Annotated in this window: 17 protein-coding genes and 1 tRNA gene; 12 read left to right on the top strand and 6 right to left on the bottom strand. The window is 63.1% G+C overall.

Features of this window, described 5'->3' with window-relative positions; translation table 11 throughout:
* Window positions 1-247 precede the first annotated feature (247 nt).
* Window positions 248-541, top strand: coding sequence for a DUF4351 domain-containing protein (locus VNH11_02930; protein ID HVA45317.1), 294 nt, complete (start codon window positions 248-250; stop codon window positions 539-541).
* Here the strand turns inward: VNH11_02930 and VNH11_02925 are convergent.
* The 3 genes from VNH11_02925 to VNH11_02915 form a co-directional block, all read right to left on the bottom strand.
* Window positions 538-2,652 carry a carboxy terminal-processing peptidase gene (locus VNH11_02925; protein HVA45316.1) on the bottom strand — a complete coding sequence of 705 codons (2,115 nt, stop codon included), beginning with the start codon at window positions 2,650-2,652 and terminating at the stop codon, window positions 538-540. The two genes, VNH11_02930 and VNH11_02925, sit on opposite strands and share 4 nt — an antisense overlap.
* Before the next feature lie 133 nt (window positions 2,653-2,785).
* The gene (locus tag VNH11_02920) at window positions 2,786-3,676 is read right to left on the bottom strand and encodes a hypothetical protein (GenBank protein ID HVA45315.1); all 891 of its coding nucleotides are present in this window, start codon (window positions 3,674-3,676) and stop codon (window positions 2,786-2,788) included.
* 152 nt (window positions 3,677-3,828) lie between these two features.
* Entirely contained in the window at window positions 3,829-4,743 is a 915-nt protein-coding gene (locus tag VNH11_02915; GenBank protein ID HVA45314.1) for a site-2 protease family protein, read from the bottom strand.
* A 75-nt stretch (window positions 4,744-4,818) separates the two neighbouring features.
* On the opposite strand from VNH11_02915, the gene VNH11_02910 reads away from it, so the two are divergent.
* On the top strand, window positions 4,819-5,586 hold the full coding sequence (locus VNH11_02910; protein ID HVA45313.1) for an SDR family NAD(P)-dependent oxidoreductase: 768 nt from the start codon (window positions 4,819-4,821) through the stop codon (window positions 5,584-5,586).
* Window positions 5,587-5,663: 77 nt separating this feature from the next.
* On the opposite strand, the gene VNH11_02905 is transcribed toward VNH11_02910, so the two are convergent.
* Window positions 5,664-6,695 carry a Gfo/Idh/MocA family oxidoreductase gene (locus tag VNH11_02905; protein ID HVA45312.1) on the bottom strand — a complete coding sequence of 344 codons (1,032 nt, stop codon included), beginning with the start codon at window positions 6,693-6,695 and terminating at the stop codon, window positions 5,664-5,666.
* Window positions 6,696-6,761: 66 nt separating this feature from the next.
* Between VNH11_02905 and VNH11_02900 the strand changes: the two genes are divergently transcribed.
* From VNH11_02900 to VNH11_02880, 5 genes are all read left to right on the top strand, one after another.
* Window positions 6,762-7,259 (top strand): hypothetical protein, encoded by a 498-nt coding sequence (locus VNH11_02900; GenBank protein HVA45311.1) that lies wholly within the window; start codon window positions 6,762-6,764, stop codon window positions 7,257-7,259.
* A 3-nt stretch (window positions 7,260-7,262) separates the two neighbouring features.
* Window positions 7,263-7,700 carry a HEPN domain-containing protein gene (locus VNH11_02895; GenBank protein HVA45310.1) on the top strand — a complete coding sequence of 146 codons (438 nt, stop codon included), beginning with the start codon at window positions 7,263-7,265 and terminating at the stop codon, window positions 7,698-7,700.
* A gap of 94 nt (window positions 7,701-7,794) precedes the next feature.
* On the top strand, window positions 7,795-9,183 hold the full coding sequence (locus VNH11_02890; GenBank protein HVA45309.1) for a DUF1501 domain-containing protein: 1,389 nt from the start codon (window positions 7,795-7,797) through the stop codon (window positions 9,181-9,183).
* Window positions 9,184-9,318: 135 nt separating this feature from the next.
* Window positions 9,319-11,046, top strand: a complete 1,728-nt coding sequence (locus tag VNH11_02885; protein ID HVA45308.1) for a hypothetical protein — start codon at window positions 9,319-9,321, stop codon at window positions 11,044-11,046.
* A gap of 45 nt (window positions 11,047-11,091) precedes the next feature.
* Complete coding sequence (locus VNH11_02880) at window positions 11,092-11,898, top strand: 2-phosphosulfolactate phosphatase (protein HVA45307.1); 807 nt, start codon at window positions 11,092-11,094, stop codon at window positions 11,896-11,898.
* Between the two features lie 48 nt (window positions 11,899-11,946).
* On the opposite strand, the gene VNH11_02875 is transcribed toward VNH11_02880, so the two are convergent.
* Window positions 11,947-13,116 carry a sugar phosphate isomerase/epimerase gene (locus VNH11_02875; protein ID HVA45306.1) on the bottom strand — a complete coding sequence of 390 codons (1,170 nt, stop codon included), beginning with the start codon at window positions 13,114-13,116 and terminating at the stop codon, window positions 11,947-11,949.
* Between the two features lie 202 nt (window positions 13,117-13,318).
* On the opposite strand from VNH11_02875, the gene VNH11_02870 reads away from it, so the two are divergent.
* From VNH11_02870 to VNH11_02850, 5 genes are all read left to right on the top strand, one after another.
* A tRNA-Pro gene (locus tag VNH11_02870) sits at window positions 13,319-13,393 on the top strand.
* A gap of 141 nt (window positions 13,394-13,534) precedes the next feature.
* Window positions 13,535-14,131, top strand: a complete 597-nt coding sequence (locus tag VNH11_02865) for an RNA polymerase sigma factor (protein HVA45305.1) — start codon at window positions 13,535-13,537, stop codon at window positions 14,129-14,131.
* A gap of 70 nt (window positions 14,132-14,201) precedes the next feature.
* A complete protein-coding gene (locus VNH11_02860) occupies window positions 14,202-15,719 on the top strand; it encodes a serine/threonine-protein kinase (protein ID HVA45304.1) in 1,518 nt (505 codons plus the stop codon).
* 19 nt (window positions 15,720-15,738) lie between these two features.
* Window positions 15,739-16,488, top strand: a complete 750-nt coding sequence (locus VNH11_02855) for a hypothetical protein (GenBank protein ID HVA45303.1) — start codon at window positions 15,739-15,741, stop codon at window positions 16,486-16,488.
* A gap of 167 nt (window positions 16,489-16,655) precedes the next feature.
* The gene (locus tag VNH11_02850) at window positions 16,656-17,060 is read left to right on the top strand and encodes a hypothetical protein (GenBank protein HVA45302.1); all 405 of its coding nucleotides are present in this window, start codon (window positions 16,656-16,658) and stop codon (window positions 17,058-17,060) included.
* A 166-nt stretch (window positions 17,061-17,226) separates the two neighbouring features.
* Here the strand turns inward: VNH11_02850 and VNH11_02845 are convergent, their stop codons facing one another.
* The gene (locus VNH11_02845) at window positions 17,227-17,358 is read right to left on the bottom strand and encodes a hypothetical protein (protein HVA45301.1); all 132 of its coding nucleotides are present in this window, start codon (window positions 17,356-17,358) and stop codon (window positions 17,227-17,229) included.
* Between the last annotated feature and the right edge of the window lie 138 nt (window positions 17,359-17,496).

Raw genomic sequence — 17,496 nt, 5'->3', positions numbered from 1 at the left:
GAGGAGTATTTTGGGAAGCACCAGCTCGTGCGTTTCAACTACCCCTACGTCGGCCTGCCGGCGCTCGATGCCGAAGAGTACGTCAGGCACGAAAACTGGCTGGGCGTTGCCCTGGCGGCCTTGATGCGTGTAACCAAAGAGCGGAGAACAGAGTTGGCTGCCGAGGCCCTCCAGCGACTTGTGCATTGTCCTGAGAATGTCTATCGTAAAACGTTGCTCTGCGAGTGCGTGAGCGCGTACTTGCCGATTGACAGAAGAGCAACGGCAGCAGTTCGAGGAGATGTTGCGGAACCATCCAGATCCGGGAGTGCAGGCGATGGAAATTGGTTTGTTAGACGGTGTCGAGCAGCGTGGCATGGAGCGTGGCAAGGTGGAAGGGCAGCGCGAACTGCTGCGCAAGCAACTCGAAGCCCGCTTTGGTCCATTGCCGCCCGCGGTCGCGGCCCGTTTGCAGGAATCGCCAAGCGATCGGCTGACGGATTTGGGATGCGCGCTGCTTTCGGCCGCCTCGATTGAAGAACTGGGACTTGGCGCGTCCTAGTTTGCCCGTGCCACGCGCTTCACCAGCCGCAAGTAATCCACGGCGATGTCCAGCACTTCCTGGTTGTAGAACGACTTGGTGTCGAACACCACTCGCCGCGAGTGAGTGAGATCGTCGAGTTGGTCTTCCTCCTCCTTCTCGGCGTTGAGCTCGGCCCGCTCGGCGAGATATTTTTCCTCGTTGAGCGTGATCGTCTTGCGGCTCTTTTGCTGCTGATAACGATCGATGTTGCGCAGCAGCTTCTTGAAGCCGTCGGAACCCTCTTGCCGCTTGGCCGAGGCGGCCTTCAACTGGTCGACGAGGTTGCCGTCGACCAGCCCGGCGTGCTCGTGAGGCACCGGCTCCACGCGGTCGAACGCCAAAGCGTAGTCCATCTCCGATTCGCCGATTCCCTTGATGACGTCGGTCATCGAGGGCAGCACGACATCGGCCAACACGCCGCGGTTCTGCGTGCTGTCGCCGTCGGGCCGATAGAACTGCTGCATCGTGATCTTCAGCGCTCCGAGCTTGGGCGCGCTCATCGTGACGCGGAAAAGCTGCCTGCCCAGATCGAGCAGGCTTTGCACGGTCCCCTTGCCGTGCGTCGTGGTGTCGCCCACGATGATGCCGCGCTGATAGTCCTGGATCGCCCCGGCGAAAATCTCGCTGGCGCTGGCGCTGAGCTTGCTGGCCAGCACCACCAGCGGGCCGTCCCACTCGGTGCCGCGTTCCACGTCGTCGTAGTGCTGCACGTTGCCGACCTTGTCTTTCACCTGCACGATCGGCCCTTCATCAAGGAACAGCCCGGTGACGCTGATGGCCTCGGTGAGCGAGCCGCCCCCGTTGAGGCGCAGGTCGAGCACGACGCAGTCCACGCCTTTCGAGCGGAAATCTCGCAGGATGCGGGTCACGTCGCGCGTGGTGCTCTTGTACTCCGGAATGCCGCGGCCGGCCGCTTCCATGTCCATGTAGAAGCTGGGCAGGTCGATCACGCCAATCCGATATTTTTGCCCGTCGCGGTCGTGTTCGATGATCTGCCCGCGGGCCTCGCTGTCGGTCAGCATGATCTTCTCCCGCACGATGCTGTAAACCTGCCGGTCGTGCTTGCCGGCGGGCACGACTTCCAGCCGCACCGTCGTCCCGCGCGTGCCGCGGATCATATCGACCACGTCGGAGAGCTTCATGTCCACCGTATCGACGATCGACCCGTCCGGGCCCTGGCCGACGCCCACGATCCGGTCTTCGGGCTTGAGATGCCCCTCTTTCTGCGCCGCGCCGCCGGGGATCAATTCTTTGACGACCGTGTAACCGTCGTCAAATTGCAGCGACGCGCCGATCCCCTCCAGGTCGAGACGCATCATGATTTTGAAGTTTTCCAGCGTCTTGGGGGCCATGTAGTTGCTGTGCGGATCGTAGGACGTCATCAGGCTGGTCAAATACATCTCCAGCAACTCTTCGTGATCGGTCTGGCGCATCCGTTTGGCAAAGCTATGGTAGCGCCGCGTGAGCCGGTCTTTGGGCGACTGCTCGTCGGCCCCCTTTTCGTCGGCCTTATCGGCCTCCTTTTTTTCGTCCTTTTTGGACAGATCGTCGGCCTTGAACAGCAACAGGTCGTACTTGATCCGCTTTCGCCACAGGTCGCGGGCCTCGGCGGCGTCTTTGGGATACTGGGCCGCGTCGGGATCGCTCACCATCTCTTCATCGACCGTGAAGTCGTGGTCCATGTTCAGCAGCTCGTCGATCGTCTGCACCCGCTCGTCAATCCGCTTGAGCAGGGTGCTGAAAATCGTATAAGAGAAGCTGGTGTCGCCGGCCTTGAGCTTGTCGTCCAGTTCGTCCACGTGGCTCATGAACGAGTCGATGTCCGACTGGTAGAAGTAGACTTTGTAATGATCGAGCATCTTCAGGAACCCCTTCAAGGTCCGGTGCGCGATCTCGTTGTCCAGCGGGTGCCGGGAGAGGTGATCGAGTTTCAGCAGGCTGATGACCGAAAGCGTGATTTGGCGGTCGCTGGCCGTCGGTCCGCTCAGTTCGGCCAGCGAACCCTGGACCGCAAACACGACCATTGCGGCCAAACACCAAGGCACGTAGCGCGAACGAATACGATGCAGCGAAAACAGCGAGCGAATCATGAGACTCCCTTGTGCCATCCCTAGAAAACGGAATCAGGACATAAGTTCCAAATGCTCAACAACTTAAACGCATGTTATACCGCCCTGGCGAGAAAATCAAGTTCAACCGTCCGCGCAAGCGAGGACGCTAACGCTACGCTTGCCAATGCCGGCCGACCCAATGGCAAGCGGCACTGCTGCCTGCCGTCGTGAGCAGCGCCAAAGCGCACCAGGCCACCGCCGTCCAACGCATGCCGGTCAGGCCCAACGACGCCAACGCCGGCTCCGGCAGCACGCCAAGGGCGGCCATGCCAAACAAATAAAGAAGGGCGATTGCGGCAAAGAGAACCGTGCCCACGCGGACCGTCGAGCCATCGGGCAGCATCGCCAGCCAGGCGGCGTAGGCCAACTCCAACATCGCCATCAAGAGCATGACTCGCGACCAGGCCGGCGCTCCGGCAAGCTCGAGGTGCGGCAGTGCCGGGGCAACCGAAAACAGCGTAGCAAACGGAAGCAGGCAAGCCAGCCAATAGGCGATTTCGAGCTGCCGCGGACTGGCCCGGACGACCGGGTAGGCAGCCAGCGCATCTGCCGGCGCCCATGCCGACCATTGCACGGGCGCCTTGGCGGCCGCGGCGCTCGGCGGGACCGAAGTCGGTGGCGGTGCGGGAACTGCCGATAGTAGCGGCGGCGGCAACGAAGGCGGCGATAAGATCGTAACATGTCCGGCATCGCCCGGCGCCGGAGGTTTTCGCGACTGGGGCAGAGGCTGGCCAGGAAGCGGTATACCAACTCCGGCAGCGCCCGCCGCCGGCGTCAAAGCGGTCGGGGCAGCCACGACGATCTCCGGCACGGCACAGACCAGATTTTCGGACGACGACGACTCTGCCGCGGAGATTGCCGGCTTCTCATCCGCCGAGGCCTCGAGCGACCGATCGGGCACGATCACACGTTGTTGGCAAACCGGGCAGCGGTCTTCCTGGCCCACGCAATCGTCGGGCACGGTCATGCGGTGTCCCAGCGGGCAAAGAAAACAAATCGACATCAGACCGCTTCGGCCAAATCAAGGTTTCTTTTTCGCCTTCGCCGAGTCCAACTTCCGCTGGTCGATCTTCTTTCGCAGATGAGCGAACTTCGTGGCAGGCTGGCGGGCGGTGTGCCGTTGGTTCTTCGACATGGCAACGTCCTCGTGACAGGCTAAGGATTTCCGAAATTGAACGGCTCGGGTGTAAAGCCAATCAGGACGAAGGCCAGCGTCAGCCAGCCGAGAACGATGCGGCCTCTGCCCAGCGGCACTCCGTCGTCGGCCGTCGGCGGATGTCGCGGACCTGTCCAGAACAGCAGCATCAACATCAACGACCAGCCCCAGTATTGGAACACGAACATGGCGAACGTGGCCGCGAAGATCAGGAACAATGCGATCCGATGCGCCCGACGCAACAACAGGGCGTAGAGCACGTGGCCGCCGTCGAGTTGCCCGATCGGAATCAAATTCAGCCCGGTGATGAAGATGCCAACCCAACCGGCAAAGGCCAGGGGGTGCAATATAACGTCTTGCCCTTCGTTTAGTGGGCCGAATGTCAGGTGCGACAGCAACTTGAACAGCAACGGTTCGCCGAGCGAGATAAACTTCACGTGTTCAGCAGCCCCGTGGTTGACAATTTCGACGTGCGACCATTGCAGTCCGACGATCGAGCAGATGATCGCGGGCACAAGTCCCGCCAGAGGGCCGGTGATGCCGATGTCGTACAGTGCCTTGCGATCGCCGACGTGGGCCTGCATGCCGATCACGGCCCCCATCGTGCCGACGGGAGGGACCGGCATCGGAATGAAAAACGGCAAGCTGGCAGGCACGCGGTATCGCAATGCCTGGAAGAAGTGGCCCAACTCGTGTGTTGTGAGAATCAGCATCACGGGCACGGCGTAGGCCAGCCCGCCGACGTGGTACGTGCTCAGGCAGGTCGCCACGAACAACGCCGCCGGCAAGAGAACTTGCCGTCCCGCCGGGGCCGGACGCTCGTCGCCTGCCACGGGCAGCGTTTGCACGAGCAGCGGTCCTCGCTCGCTCGAATCGAGCCGGCCGTCGAAAATGTCGTCGGAATAATAATCCATGTGTGGTCGTTCCTTTAGCATATCTTGTGCCCCGGTCGCTTGACCAGATCGGATTGTTTTTCCATGTTGTGAGTCATGCAAATCACCGATCGCACATTTCTGGTAACCGGCGGCGCCTCCGGCCTGGGCGCCGCCTGCGTGCGCCGATTGGTGGCGGCGGGCGGCCGCGCGGTCGTGGCCGATCTCGACCGCGCTGGCGGCGAAGCGATCGCCGCCGAGTTTCCTCAGGCGGCCTGCTTCGTTGAAACCGACGTCACCGACGAAGCGACCGCGATCGCCGCGGTTCAGACAGCGCAAGCCCGGTTCGGCGGACTGTCGGGCGTGGTGCATTGTGCGGGCATTGTGGCGGCCGGCCGGATCGTGGGCCGCGAAGGAATCCACGACTTGGAACTATTCAGCCGCGTCATCCGCATCAATCTGATCGGCACCTTCAACGTGCTGCGGCTGGCCGCGGCCGCCATCAAAGACGGCCCGGCCGACGAGGAAGGCGAACGGGGTGTAATCGTGACCACGGCTTCGGTGGCCGCGTTCGACGGGCAGATCGGCCAGGTGGCATACGCGGCGTCGAAGGCCGGCGTGGGGGGCATGACGTTGCCGGCCGCGCGCGAACTGGCCGCTTTCGGCATCCGCGTGGTGACGATCGCGCCGGGCATCTTCGACACGCCGATGATGGACGGTATGCCCGAAAACGTCCGCGAGTCGTTGTCGCGTCAACCGGCCTTCCCGCAGCGATTCGGCCGGCCCGACGAATTCGCCGCGTTGGTCCAGCACGCGATCGAAAACCGGATGCTCAACGGCACGGTGTTGCGGCTCGACGCCGGCCTGCGCATGGCGGCCAAGTGAGCGGATCGACATCAGTCCCGCCACAGCAGGTAACGGTTCACGCAAGCGCCGCCGATCGTAGCGCCGTTGGTTAGCCGTCAGTTCAGACCAACCGGCCCACCCGCGGCGAGCGACTGCTCGGCCTTCAGGCACATCGCCACCGACCAGCGGCCATCGTCTCCACTGCACGCCAGCGGCGAGCCGTCGCGAATGGCCCGTGCAAAGGCCTCGATCTCGTCGACCAGCTCGTACACCTCGCCGCTCTTCTTTTCCAGCGGCACCTCGACGACGGTCTCGCCTTCGAGCCGTTGCAGCCCGAACGTCGGCTCGAAGGTGCGGTCCATGGCGCCGCTCCAGCGGGCCCAGAGCGCGCCTTCGCTGCCGGTGACTTTGGCCACCTGGTGGTGCTCCCAGCCGGCCAGCGTTTGCGTGATCACCGCATAGCGGCCGCGAGGAAACGTGACGATCGCCGAGAAATTGTCGTGCAGCTCCGGATGGTCGGCGCGTTTGCCGTTGGCCTGCGCGAACACGCTTGTCGGTTCGCCGACGCCCGAAAAATACCAGCGGGCCAGATCGAAGAAATGGATCGGCTCTTCCAGAATCCAGCTTCCCACGCGGCCGATGTCGTAACGCCAGCCGCCCGAACCGGGCCGATAGGACCGACGCCACAGTTCGACCAGCGCATAGAGCGGCTCGCCGATCGCGCCGGCGTCGATGAGCTGTTTGACTTTGCCCCACAGCGACGAGAGCCGCAGCTCGTGCCCCACCGCCAACCGCCGCTGCCGGGCACGGGCCAGCTCGATCAGCGCGTCGCAATGCTCGACACTCAGCGCCATCGGCTTTTCCAGCAGCAGGTGCCGGCCCGATTCAAGCACCGCACGGGCGACTTCGAAATGCACGTCGGACGGCAGCACCACGCTCACCGCGTCGAGCTCTTCGGTGGCGAGCATCGCCTGGTAGTCGGCATAGAGCCGCGCCTGCGGATGATCGGCCCGTGCCTGCTGTTGGCTGGCCGGCGACCGGGCACAGATGGCCGCCAGCGTCGATCCTGAGATCGAGTTGATCGCCCGTGCGTGGTGGCTGCCCCAGGCGCCGTAACCGATGAGGCCGAAACGGAGTGGTGTGGGCATGGCAATGGGGCGCGGCGTGCGCCAATCTAGGAGCGGGACTGAACTATAACCGTTGATTGGCAGGTTTTGACCACATCTCGTGGCGAGGGTATTTTAACCGTTGGAGGAACATTGCCAATGAGTACCGATCTATCTCCCGAAAACGAGAAGTACATCACCTCGGCCATCGCCCGCGGCGATTTTCGCGACCGATCAGAGGCATTGAACGTCGGCGTCGAACTGTTGAAGCGCCGGCAGCCGGCAACGGACAGTGGCGACGCACTTGCGCCGATGTCGGAACCGTCGAACAGGGACCGACTGGACATTCCCGAACCACTCGACCCGCCGATACGCGGCATGGAAGAAGTCATCCAGTTCACGAAAGAGTTCTTCGCCGGCAATGTGAGCATCGAGGTCAGCGTCGATCCCGAGTTTCCGGAACGGCCCAATGTGGTCTTCCATGTTAGCGAGCAACCCAAAAGCGCGAACATCGACGACGTGATTGATCGTGAGCTTCAATGGCACGCCGAAGTCGCCAAAATTTCCCCCGACTCAGTTGACCGCCTGCGCGTTTTCATCGAGTGATTTATGATCGGCGAACGGTTTTTGGATCTGGCCAGGAAGATGTTAGTAATGCATCGGACGGACCCCGCCGGGCTTCGCTCGGTCGTCAGCCGGGCTTACTACGGGGCATTTCATAGCGCCAGAACGTTTCTTGAGGACATGGGTTGCCGCGTAGCAAGGACTGAAAACGCTCATCAATTCGTGCAGATCCGCCTGCTCAACTCTGGTGAGGAGCGTGCAACCAAGCTCGGAACGTTGTTGACCCATCTGCACGAGCGCCGGAAGGATGCCGACTACGAGATCGACTCGCCACAATATGAAACTGAGGACTTTGCGGTAGAGGCAATTACACGTGCCGACCGGGCCATGGCTTTGCTAGCCGATTGCCGTGAAGAACTGGTCCGCAGCAAAATAAAAGCTGGGATTGCGAGCTATGAGAGAAAGATCAATCCCGGCGCGTAGCGGCGGTCGAGTGCCAGGCGCTCTTTCCCTTGACGCGCCGGCCGCTGTCGCATCTATTGACGCTTGTTGATGCGTTTCACAGGAGCCCCCGGTCATGAACCATTCGCTGTCTGCGCACCACGCCCACCATGTTCAGCGGACCACAGCGCATCCGCTGGCCCCACCGCCAAGCGACTCGATTCGCGTCGGCTCGCGCCGTTGGTTTTTGCAAACCGGCCTGGCCGGAATCGCCGGCGTTTCGCTGGCCGAAACCTTGCGCCGTTCGGCCTCCGCGGTCCCGACCAACGACCGTCGCTCGGTCATCGTTTTCTGGCTTTCCGGCGGCCCAAGCCATATCGACATGTGGGATCCCAAGCCCGACGCGCCGATCGAGATTCGCGGGCCGTATCAGACGATCGGCACCAAGGTGCCGGGCATCACGATCTGCGAGCACCTGCCGTTGCAAGCCAGTATCATGGACAAGCTGGCCGTCATCCGGTCCGTCGATTGCTCGGCCAGCAATCATACGCCCATCACCATGCAGGCCGGCAACGCGCTGGCCCGACGCACCGATGACGGCAACGACGGAGCGGGCTATCCCTCGATGGGCTCCGTGGCGGCCAAGTTCCGCGGCCCAAACGCCGCCGACCTGCCGGCCTTCGTCGGACTGGCCGATTCGTGGAAGGCCGACGTGTGGGGCGCCGGGCACATGGGCCAGGATTTCGAGCCGGTGAAGGGCGGCGAGCTTGGCGGACGGCTGGCGCTGGTCGAAGGCATGAACGCGCCGCGATTGCAGGACCGGGCCGAGCTGCGGCGGCGGTTCGACCGCTTCGAGCACAGCCTCGACCGGGCGGCGACGATGCAGCAACTCGACCGCTACCACCAAATGGCCTTCGACATGGTCAGTTCGCCGCGCGTCAAAGACGCCTTCGACCTGGCGAAAGAGACGGATGCCACCCGCGACCTTTATGGCCGCGTGAGCGTGGGCGAGAAGGCACTGCTTGCCCGGCGGTTGGTCGAGGCCGGCGTCACCTACGTGCTGGTGAGCGGTCGCTGGGGCTACTTCGATCATCACGGCGACAACGTGCCGCCCTGGGGCGGCATCCAGAAGGGGCTGACGCCGATTCTGCCGACGGTCGACCGGGCCATGTACGCGCTGATCACCGACCTGGAGCAACGCGGCCTGCTCGATTCGACGCTGGTGTTGATGCTGGGCGAGTTCGGCCGCACGCCGATGATGTCGGCCGACGCGGGCCGCGGCCATTGGACGAACTGCATGTCGATGCTGGTGGCGGGCGGCGGTCTGCCGTGCGGGCAAGTGATCGGCCGCACTGACCGCAAGGGCTACGACGTGCAAGACGCCCGCGTGCGGCCCGCCGATTTGGCCGCCACGGTTTTCCGTCATTTGCGGATCGACCTCGACGCCCATTGGGTGAATCCGCAAGGCCGCCCGGTGCCGATCGTCACCGAAGGCGGCGCGCCGATTCCGGCGCTGAATGCGTAGTGCTTTGTCGGCCATCGATGGATGGACGGCGCAAAAGCTCGCATATCGCGACGGCCGATTGACGAACGCCCTTCTCATCCGCGACGATGGCGGCATGCTCTGGCGGGGCTTCAACATTTGCTCGGAGGAGCCATCATGAGTGAAGTACGATTGGTTGTGCGTGACGCATCTCGCGATATTTCCGGCAACTGCCACGGCAGTCTCGCCGACCGTGTCGTGGCCGCTCTCAGCGCCGAACCGGAAACCATCGAGGAGCTTGACCGGGCCATCGAGCGGTTCCACTTTCGCGACGACGATAAGAGCTTTCTGGCGTGGTTTTCGTCGGGCATCCGCGACGAACCCTACGACGCGGGGCTGGTCGTCATCGACCTGGCGGCGCGGCTGCTGGCCTACGAATCGACGTATTCGTCGTTCGGACACGACGGCTCGGTGGCGTACCACGACGGCAAGTGTGCCACTCAGCTCGATGTCTGCTATCATCTGCCCGACGATTGGGTCATTCTGCACGACGTTTCATCTTGGCAAATCCGGGCCGACGAGTTGCGGCAACGGCGATTGGCCCAGCCGCCGCTCGATGCGCGTGCGATACTCTACGGTCGGCCGCTGTTGGAATTCATCGCGACGGCTTGCTTCGAGACGTTCGGAAGAAGTCCGCGGAGCGACGACCGCCAAACAGCGATTGTGGAGACCAAAGGCAAGGAGTCTTTGGAATTCGACGCGGACGACCCTGATCGCTACGGCCATTCAGACTACGACCGAGTGCGCGAGATCCATGAGCGGTGGTTGACGACGCCTCGCGACGACCTGCGCGGGGAAACGCCGCGCGACCGGCTTTTTGCCAATCGCGACTTTCTCACCTCCGATTTGCAAGACCGCGAGAACCAATGGTCGTTTCAGGGACGATGCCCGCCGCCGCTGGACCGAGAGTCGCACGCCTACCGCTTCGCCGGCATCGGCATACACGAGTGGGTACACTACTACTATCTTCTGCGGCGCCTGATCTGGTCGTGTCACGACCAGGTCCGCGAGCAAGCGGGCAAGTCGGCGAATTGGCATCTTTTCTCGCCGGGCGATTTTCTCACCAGCGAGGTGCCGCGGCTGGCAGCGGCGCGCGACGGGTGGCTCGATTCGCCCGACCACGACTTGAGCGGGCGCACGCCGCGCCAGGTGAACGACAACGAGCGTCGGCGCGTGCCGGAGGCCGTGAGCGGACACGATGCGATGGTCGACGACGATTGTCCGCTGTGCGACATGATGGCCGATCTTCCCGGCCCCATGTTTTGGCACCTGGACGGCTGCAACATGGACGAAGGTTTTGCCTTTTCCTATCTCCGCACACGCGAGGAATGGGAAACGGAGCAGCGGGAATGGGAGGAGCTCGACCGCCGCCTTGACGAAGAACAAGCGGCCAAAGACGAACTTGAGGTCAGGTATCCCGCTGACGTCGATGTCGACACCCCTTGGGGTTACACGGTTCGACCATCGGAAAACGAGTCGGTGCCATTGCGATTGTTCGCCATCGGGTCCGATCTGGCCAAGATCGTCGTCGAGCTGAAGCAGCCGCCGGAAGACCGGCCGTCGATCGATGCGTTGAAACGCGACTTCGGCAACCTGCGCGAAGTCGCTCAAACGGGCGATCTCTCACTCGCCGCCGCGCTGATCGAGCCGGTGTTGGACCGCTTTTGCGGGACGTTGAGCGCCGTGGCGGCTTCACACGAGCCACTCGCGAAGCGTTGTGGCGACCTCAGCCAGCGCTTGCATCGCTTTCTCCGGCCTCTGAGCGACGAGCCCGGCCTCGCGGATGACGACGATTCCTGGACGCCCTTCGACGGTCCGATTGACGACGATGACATTCCGTTCTGAGCCAAGGGCTCGCGAGCGTGGTCGGGCGGCGACTATGCTGGGAGCATGCTTTCCCTCAAGGCCCATTTCTTGCCCAGCCTGACGACGCCCGACGAGCTGGAGGGCGCGGCCGTCGTGGTGATCGACGTGCTGCGCGCCACGACCGTCATCACACACGCGCTGGCCGCCGGGGCGCGGGAAGTTGTTCCGTGCTTGGAGGTGGATGACGCGCTGCGAGTCGCTTCGGCTCTGCCGAAGGGCCGCGCAGTGCTGGGCGGAGAGCGCGGCGGTCTGAAGATCGAAGGCTTCGACCTTGGGAATTCTCCCAATGAGTTTACCCACGCAACGATCGGCGGAAAAACGTTGGTGTTCACCACGACCAACGGCACTCGGGCCATGATGCACTGCCAACGGGCCCGCCGCGTGCTGATCGGCGCCTTCGTGAACGCCTCGGCCGTGGTGCAGGCGCTTGCCGACGAGGAGAAGGTTCATCTCTTGTGTGCCGGCACGCGCGGCGCGGTGACTCGAGAAGACGTGCTGCTGGCCGGTCTCATTGCCGACCGTCTGCTGGACCTTCCGGGCGCCGCGGAAACGTGCCGCGAAATCAACGACGAGCTGTTGATTGCCAGAACGTGCTGGCAGGCCTTCGCGGCGGGCCGGCAAATCCCTGACCTGGCCAGCGATCTGGCGGCCACGCTGCGCTTCACGCAGGGCGGTCGCAACCTGACGAAGATCGGCCTGGAGCACGACATCGACGCCGCGGCGTGCATCGACCGCTTCTCGATCGTGCCGGAACTCGACGCGCGGCAATGGCGGATTGCGAGCGGACGTGGGGCGGCCTTCCCAGGCCGTCCCCCCTCGTCGACGGCCTAGGAAGGCCGCCGCACGTCCCCAACCAGGCCACTACCGTCGTTGCCCCGATTAGGCCCTCAACTGCTCGTCGTGCCGCATGTGGCTGGGGGGCTGGTCGGCGCGGTGGACGTTGGCCAGGGCCTGCTTGGCGCCGGCGTGCTGCTCGACGTCGTTGTCTTCCCATTCGATCGAGACGGCGCCGCTGAAACCCGCCCGGTTCAGCTCGACGAACAGCTCCTCGGTCGAGGTCGCGTCGCGCGCGGTGCCGGAGGTGACGAAATTCCAGCCGTTGTGCTTATCGCCCATCGGCCGGTGCCCGCCCAGCAGGCCGTTGCGCGTATAGCCGCGGACCACTTGCACGCCCTTGATGTGGGCGCAGTGAATGCGGTGGCCATACTGCCGGATAAAGTCGATGCCCGACACGCCTTGCCACTCCATGTGCGAGCAGTCGAAGTTGAACCCGGCCGCCTTTTCGAAGCCGGCCGCGTCGAGCGCCGCCAGATATTCGCCGGCGCTGGTGATGTCGCCCATCGCCCGTTCGCTGGGGTGGCATTCCAAATCGAACGTGGTGCCGTATTTGAGGCAGCCCTGCAACACCGGCGAAAACCGCTCGACGAGCAGCTCCAGGCTGACCTTGAACACATCGGGGATTTCGTGCCCGCCGATCGACTTGGGCAGCGGCGGAAAGAGAAACCAATGGCTCCAGCAATGGGCGGGCGAACCGACGAAGCCCGACACCGGCACCACGCGGTCTTCGAGCTTGCCCAGGAAATGTGCCAGCCGGACTGCGTTGACCAGGGCCGTGGCGGCCTGCCGCTGCGCGATCTGGCCGACTTCGGGCGGCACATAAAACGGGTCGGTGCGTGGCGGCTGGTTGCCGGCCGCGCGCCACTTGGCGTAGGCTTCGGCCGACTCGCCGCCCAGGAACTGCACGGTTTTGGCGCTGGGTTCATCGCCCAGGGCCTGACCTTGCAAGTGCGCGGCCACCGAAAAGATCTCCAAGCCGCGCTTCTTGGCTTTGGCGACACGCTCTTCGGCGTAGGCTTTGGCTCCCGCATCGTCGCCGCAACGGTCCAGATCGAGTTCCCAGCTCGCCTCTTCCCAGCCATCAAAGCCCGTTTTGGCGATCCAATCGAGCCATTGATCTTCGGGCACGTTGCCGAATTGCCCGCGGACCAGCCCGATTTGGTGATAGGAACGTTTGCCGGCACGATGCTGTTTGGTTTGCTGATGGCCCACGGAACGGCGATCTCCAGGAAGTTGGGAGCGTGGATGCGTCTTTGACGTTGATGGCAGCATCTTAGTCGTTGCGCGGTGGGGAATTCAAGCATGTGGCCGGTTTAGGTTGAAAACCGCGGGTCGATCTGCCATACTCTTTCGGTTCGACGTGATCGGCGCGCGAACCGCGCTTCGGGTTGGCTTGTCGAACGAACGCCTGGATCGGGGCGTGGCGCAGCCTGGCTAGCGCGCTTGACTGGGGGTCAAGAGGTCGCAGGTTCAAATCCTGTCGCCCCGACTAGAAAAAGGCCGTAATTCATCGAGGATTACGGCCTTTTTTGCTTCTGCCGTGCTGATACGGAATTCGCGGATTCAGCTCGAAAATCCACGTCTGAAAGGTTCTTGTTCGGCCGGTGTCTATAAGTGTGGAGATCGTTCGATGTCAAACCCGCCCAGCACTCGTGATAGCCTGTTGGCCCGCTTGGGCCGGCCTTCGGATGAGCGGGCGTGGCAAGAGTTTATGGAGATTTACGGGCCGCTGGTTTACCGGCTGGCACGGCGGCGTGGCTTTCAGCATGCCGACGCCGACGACCTGTGTCAGGAGGTGTTCCAGGCCACGGCCAAGTCGATCGAGCGCTGGCGGCAGCGGCCCGACCGTGGCTCGTTTCGGGCCTGGCTGTTCCAGATTGCCCGCAATGTGATGATCAATACGTTGCGGCACCGGCAGCGACATCCGGGCGGCGTGGGCGGCAGCGAGATCAAGCGGTTGCTCGACCAGCAGCCGGCCGACGACCAGGAATCGCGGCTGCTTGCGGTCGAATACGAACGTCATCTGTTTCAGTGGGCGGCCGAGGCGGTGAAAAAAGAGTTTCGCCAAGCCACCTGGCAGGCTTTTTGGCAGACCGGGGTCGAGGGCCGCAAATCCAGCGACGTTGCCAAGGAACTGGACATCAGCGTGGGCGCGGTCTACATCGCCCGCAGCCGCGTGATGGCACGCCTCCGAGCAAAGATTGAAGAAGTGGAAGGTAAGCAATGAGCAATGAGAAGCGCAAGCGGATGCTGCCCCTCTCATCGCTCATCTCTCATCCCTTATATCCCTCATCGCCATGGTTGCACCTAGATTGAACTGCGATCAAACGCGGCTGCGGCTGGCGCTCGACGATTGTCTTGCCGAAGAGGCGCAGCAACAGCTCGGCACCCACTTGGAGCATTGCGAACCGTGCCGAACGCAACTGGAGTCGCTGGCGGCAGGCCGCGATTGGTGGCAAAAAGCGCAATCGCATTTGGCGTGCGACAACTTGGCTGGTGATGAGGCCGCCGGCGCGTCAAAAGAACCCGAGCAACCGTGGCTCGGCTTCCTTCTGCCCTGCGACGATCACCGCTATCTAGGCCGCTTTGGCGGCTATCTGGTCACCGAGCTGATCGGCTCGGGCGGATTCGGCGTGGTGCTCAAAGCGCTCGATCCCGAGCTGAACCGGTATGTGGCGATCAAGGTGCTTTCGCCGCAGCTTGCCAATAGCGGCGCTGCCCGACGCCGCTTTGCCCGAGAGGCCCAGGCGGCGGCGGCCGTGGTTCACGAACACGTGGTGGCGATTCACTCGGTGGCCAAAAACGAGGGCCTGCCCTACCTGGTGATGACTTACGTGCCGGGCTGTTCGTTGCAAGACCGCCTCGACCGGCACGGGCCGCTGGAGGTGAACGAGATCCTGCGCATCGGCAGGCAGGTGGCCGCGGGACTGGCCGCGGCGCACGAACAGGGGCTCGTGCATCGCGATATCAAACCGGCGAACATCCTTTTGGAGAACGGCGTCGAGCGCGTGAAAATCACCGACTTTGGCCTGGCCCGCACGATCGACGAGGCCAGCCTCACGGCCAGCGGCATCATCGCGGGCACGCCGCAATACATGGCGCCCGAACAGGCCCGCGGCGAAACCGTCGACCATCGCTCCGATCTTTTCAGCTTGGGCAGCGTGCTTTACGCCATGTGTACCGGGCATTCGCCTTTTCGCGCCGAGACGTTCATGGCCGTCTGGCGGCGGCTTTGCGTCGACACGCCGCGGCCGATTCGCGAGGCGAATCCCGAAGTGCCCGATTGGCTGGCGGAGATCATTGAGAAGCTGCACGCCAAAGATCCGGCTCAGCGTTTTCAGTCGGCTACGGAAGTGGCGGAGCTGCTCGCCGCCCACTTGGCGTATTTGCAACAACCGGCCATCGCGCCGCGGCCGGCCCGCTTGTTGTCACGCCGGCCTGGCTGGCGTCGATGGACTCGGCGAACGGCCTGGATCGGTTGCGGAACCGTTGCGGGTTGCCTGCTGGCCATCCTGGCTTGGTGGCTGCCAGATAAGCTCGCAGGGACCGCGGGTAATCAGGGGCATCAGCGTCCGCCGTCGGACGCTACAGCCTCCAAGGATAGGGCGGCGACGAAGGAATCCGCTCTTTCACCAGCCCTGCCGCACCTGGCTGATTGGGAACGTGAGGTCTCGGAGACCGCGGGCGCGATCGACAAGCTCCAGCGCGAGCTGGAGCAACCGGCGTCGTCGCCAGGCGGTAATGGCAAAGAAAGCATCGTCACGCTCGAAGCAGAGTTGCAAGGCCTCGAGCGTCAGTTCAATAACAATCCCTGATACCAGTTCGGAGGTAACCATGCGTTTCACGCTCTCTATCGTCGCGGCGGTCGCGCTGGCCGTTGCCGGCCTCGCCCTTCTTTTCCACGAACGTGCGGCGGCTCAGCAAGCGGCCGCGGCGCAACGAGAAGTCACCGCGGCGGAAGCCCTGGCCGGGAATGACGCCCAGCCACCCCAGCAGGTTGCCGGGCCGAGTACCACCGCCGCGCCCGGCGTCCGCCCTGGTGGGCCCATTCCGCAGACCGGCATTGTGGGCCAAACCGCGCCGCAAGCGAACTACGCTTATCCACCGGCCACGACGTACAGCGCCGTTTCGTCGACACCCTACGGTGGTTGGGGAGGAGGCATCGCTGCGTCGGGCACCGATCCTGCGGTGCAAGAACTGACGGCTCAGGATCAGCAGCTTGAATCGGAGGTACAATCGCTGGCGCACCAATTGGCCGACACCGAGGATGAAAAAGAACGAACGGATCTAAAGCAGAAGCTTTCCGCCGCTTTGGAAAAGCAATTCGATGCCCAGCAAAAGCTGCGCGATCTGGAAATCTCACGGATCGAGGCTCGCGTAGAAAAACTTCGCGAGCTGGTGCGCAAGCGCACGGACTCGCGCCGCAAGATCATCGACAATCGTTACGAACAGTTGCTCAACGACGCCGAAGGCCTGGGGTGGAACTCAACAGATACCCGGGGCTTGCAGTATGTGCCCGTGCGACCCGGTCTTCCGGGAATGCCCAGGGGCCTCACCAAACCTAGGAGACTCAAATGCGTTTAACATTCGTCACAGGCTTGTCAATTTCCAGTCTCGCGTTTGCCGCGGTGGCACTCTCGCTCCCATCGGCGAAGGCACAACAACCAGCCCATCGATTCCCCGCGCCTCGAAACGGAGCGGGCGCCGCGTACATGTTGCAGTTCGGGTCGGCGGACCAAGGCACTGTCGAATTGGCACAGCTCGGCGCGCAAGACAGCCAGCTTGCCAACGAGGCGGAATCGCTCGCCAAGCAACTCGCCGACGCCACGGACGAGAAGCAGAAGGCCGAGCTCAAGGAGAAGCTGCACGACACCCTGAGCCGGCAATTCGACGCTCAACAGAAAGCCCGCGAGCTGGAAGTTGCCCGCATCGAGGCGAAGGTCAAAAAGCTTCGTGACACCATCGCCAAGCGTAACGACGGGCGCCGCACGATCATCGACAAGCGGTTCGATCAGTTACTGAGTGAAACGGAAGGGCTCGGGTGGAACTCGCCACCGACCGGCAGCGGCTTCGGCCCATTTTATGCTCCGCAGGCGATGAACCCCGGCACGCGGCCGGCCGGAAATCCGCCGCGCCCGAATTCACCACGCCCGTAGCGCGCTGAGGGCGATCAATCATCGACATAAATGAAATCGGCGGCGGCGTCCGTCAATTTTTGGCGGTGCCGCGCGGCCGCACATAGCGCGTTACCACCTCGCCGGCCTCAGCGACGGCTCCGCCGTCGAATTGCGCGACGAGTGACAACTGCGGCAGCGTGATCGTCTAAGCTGCCGGAAACCGCTCGCGCACCCAGGCTTGAAAATCGCGAATCCAGGCGCTTTCGTCGGCCGCCGATTCGAAGTCGAGGCACGCCTCCAGGTCTTTCACGCGCAACATCGTCAGGTTTAAGCTCAATACCGTTCGTCTTTGCGCAAGTCACAGCCTCCTGATAACTTATGTTTGGTCAAAAACCAAGCATCAAGGAGGCTGTGACGATGGAAGAGCAAGGATGCTCAACGCTGGCAGCGGGAGTAGATGGCCGTATTTTGGATC

Source organism: Pirellulales bacterium (assembly GCA_035533075.1).
Lineage (GTDB): Bacteria > Planctomycetota > Planctomycetia > Pirellulales > JAICIG01 > DASSFG01.
Note: the sequence above shows the minus strand (reverse complement) of the source record. Positions and strands in the feature narration are given on the sequence as shown.

Excerpts from the sequence above, each read along its gene's own strand:
- VNH11_02880 (HVA45307.1), top strand. The coding sequence starts at position 11,092 with ATGCTTTCCCTCAAGGCCCATTTCTTGCCCAGCCTGACGACGCCCGAC.
- VNH11_02920 (HVA45315.1), bottom strand. The coding sequence starts at position 3,676 with ATGTCGATTTGTTTTCTTTGCCCGCTGGGACACCGCATGACCGTGCCC.
- VNH11_02915 (HVA45314.1), bottom strand. The coding sequence starts at position 4,743 with ATGGATTATTATTCCGACGACATTTTCGACGGCCGGCTCGATTCGAGC.
- VNH11_02925 (HVA45316.1), bottom strand. The coding sequence starts at position 2,652 with ATGATTCGCTCGCTGTTTTCGCTGCATCGTATTCGTTCGCGCTACGTG.
- VNH11_02890 (HVA45309.1), top strand. The coding sequence starts at position 7,795 with ATGAACCATTCGCTGTCTGCGCACCACGCCCACCATGTTCAGCGGACC.
- VNH11_02910 (HVA45313.1), top strand. The coding sequence starts at position 4,819 with ATGCAAATCACCGATCGCACATTTCTGGTAACCGGCGGCGCCTCCGGC.
- VNH11_02865 (HVA45305.1), top strand. The coding sequence starts at position 13,535 with ATGTCAAACCCGCCCAGCACTCGTGATAGCCTGTTGGCCCGCTTGGGC.
- VNH11_02895 (HVA45310.1), top strand. The coding sequence starts at position 7,263 with ATGATCGGCGAACGGTTTTTGGATCTGGCCAGGAAGATGTTAGTAATG.
- VNH11_02855 (HVA45303.1), top strand. The coding sequence starts at position 15,739 with ATGCGTTTCACGCTCTCTATCGTCGCGGCGGTCGCGCTGGCCGTTGCC.
- VNH11_02905 (HVA45312.1), bottom strand. The coding sequence starts at position 6,695 with ATGCCCACACCACTCCGTTTCGGCCTCATCGGTTACGGCGCCTGGGGC.
- VNH11_02860 (HVA45304.1), top strand. The coding sequence starts at position 14,202 with ATGGTTGCACCTAGATTGAACTGCGATCAAACGCGGCTGCGGCTGGCG.
- VNH11_02885 (HVA45308.1), top strand. The coding sequence starts at position 9,319 with ATGAGTGAAGTACGATTGGTTGTGCGTGACGCATCTCGCGATATTTCC.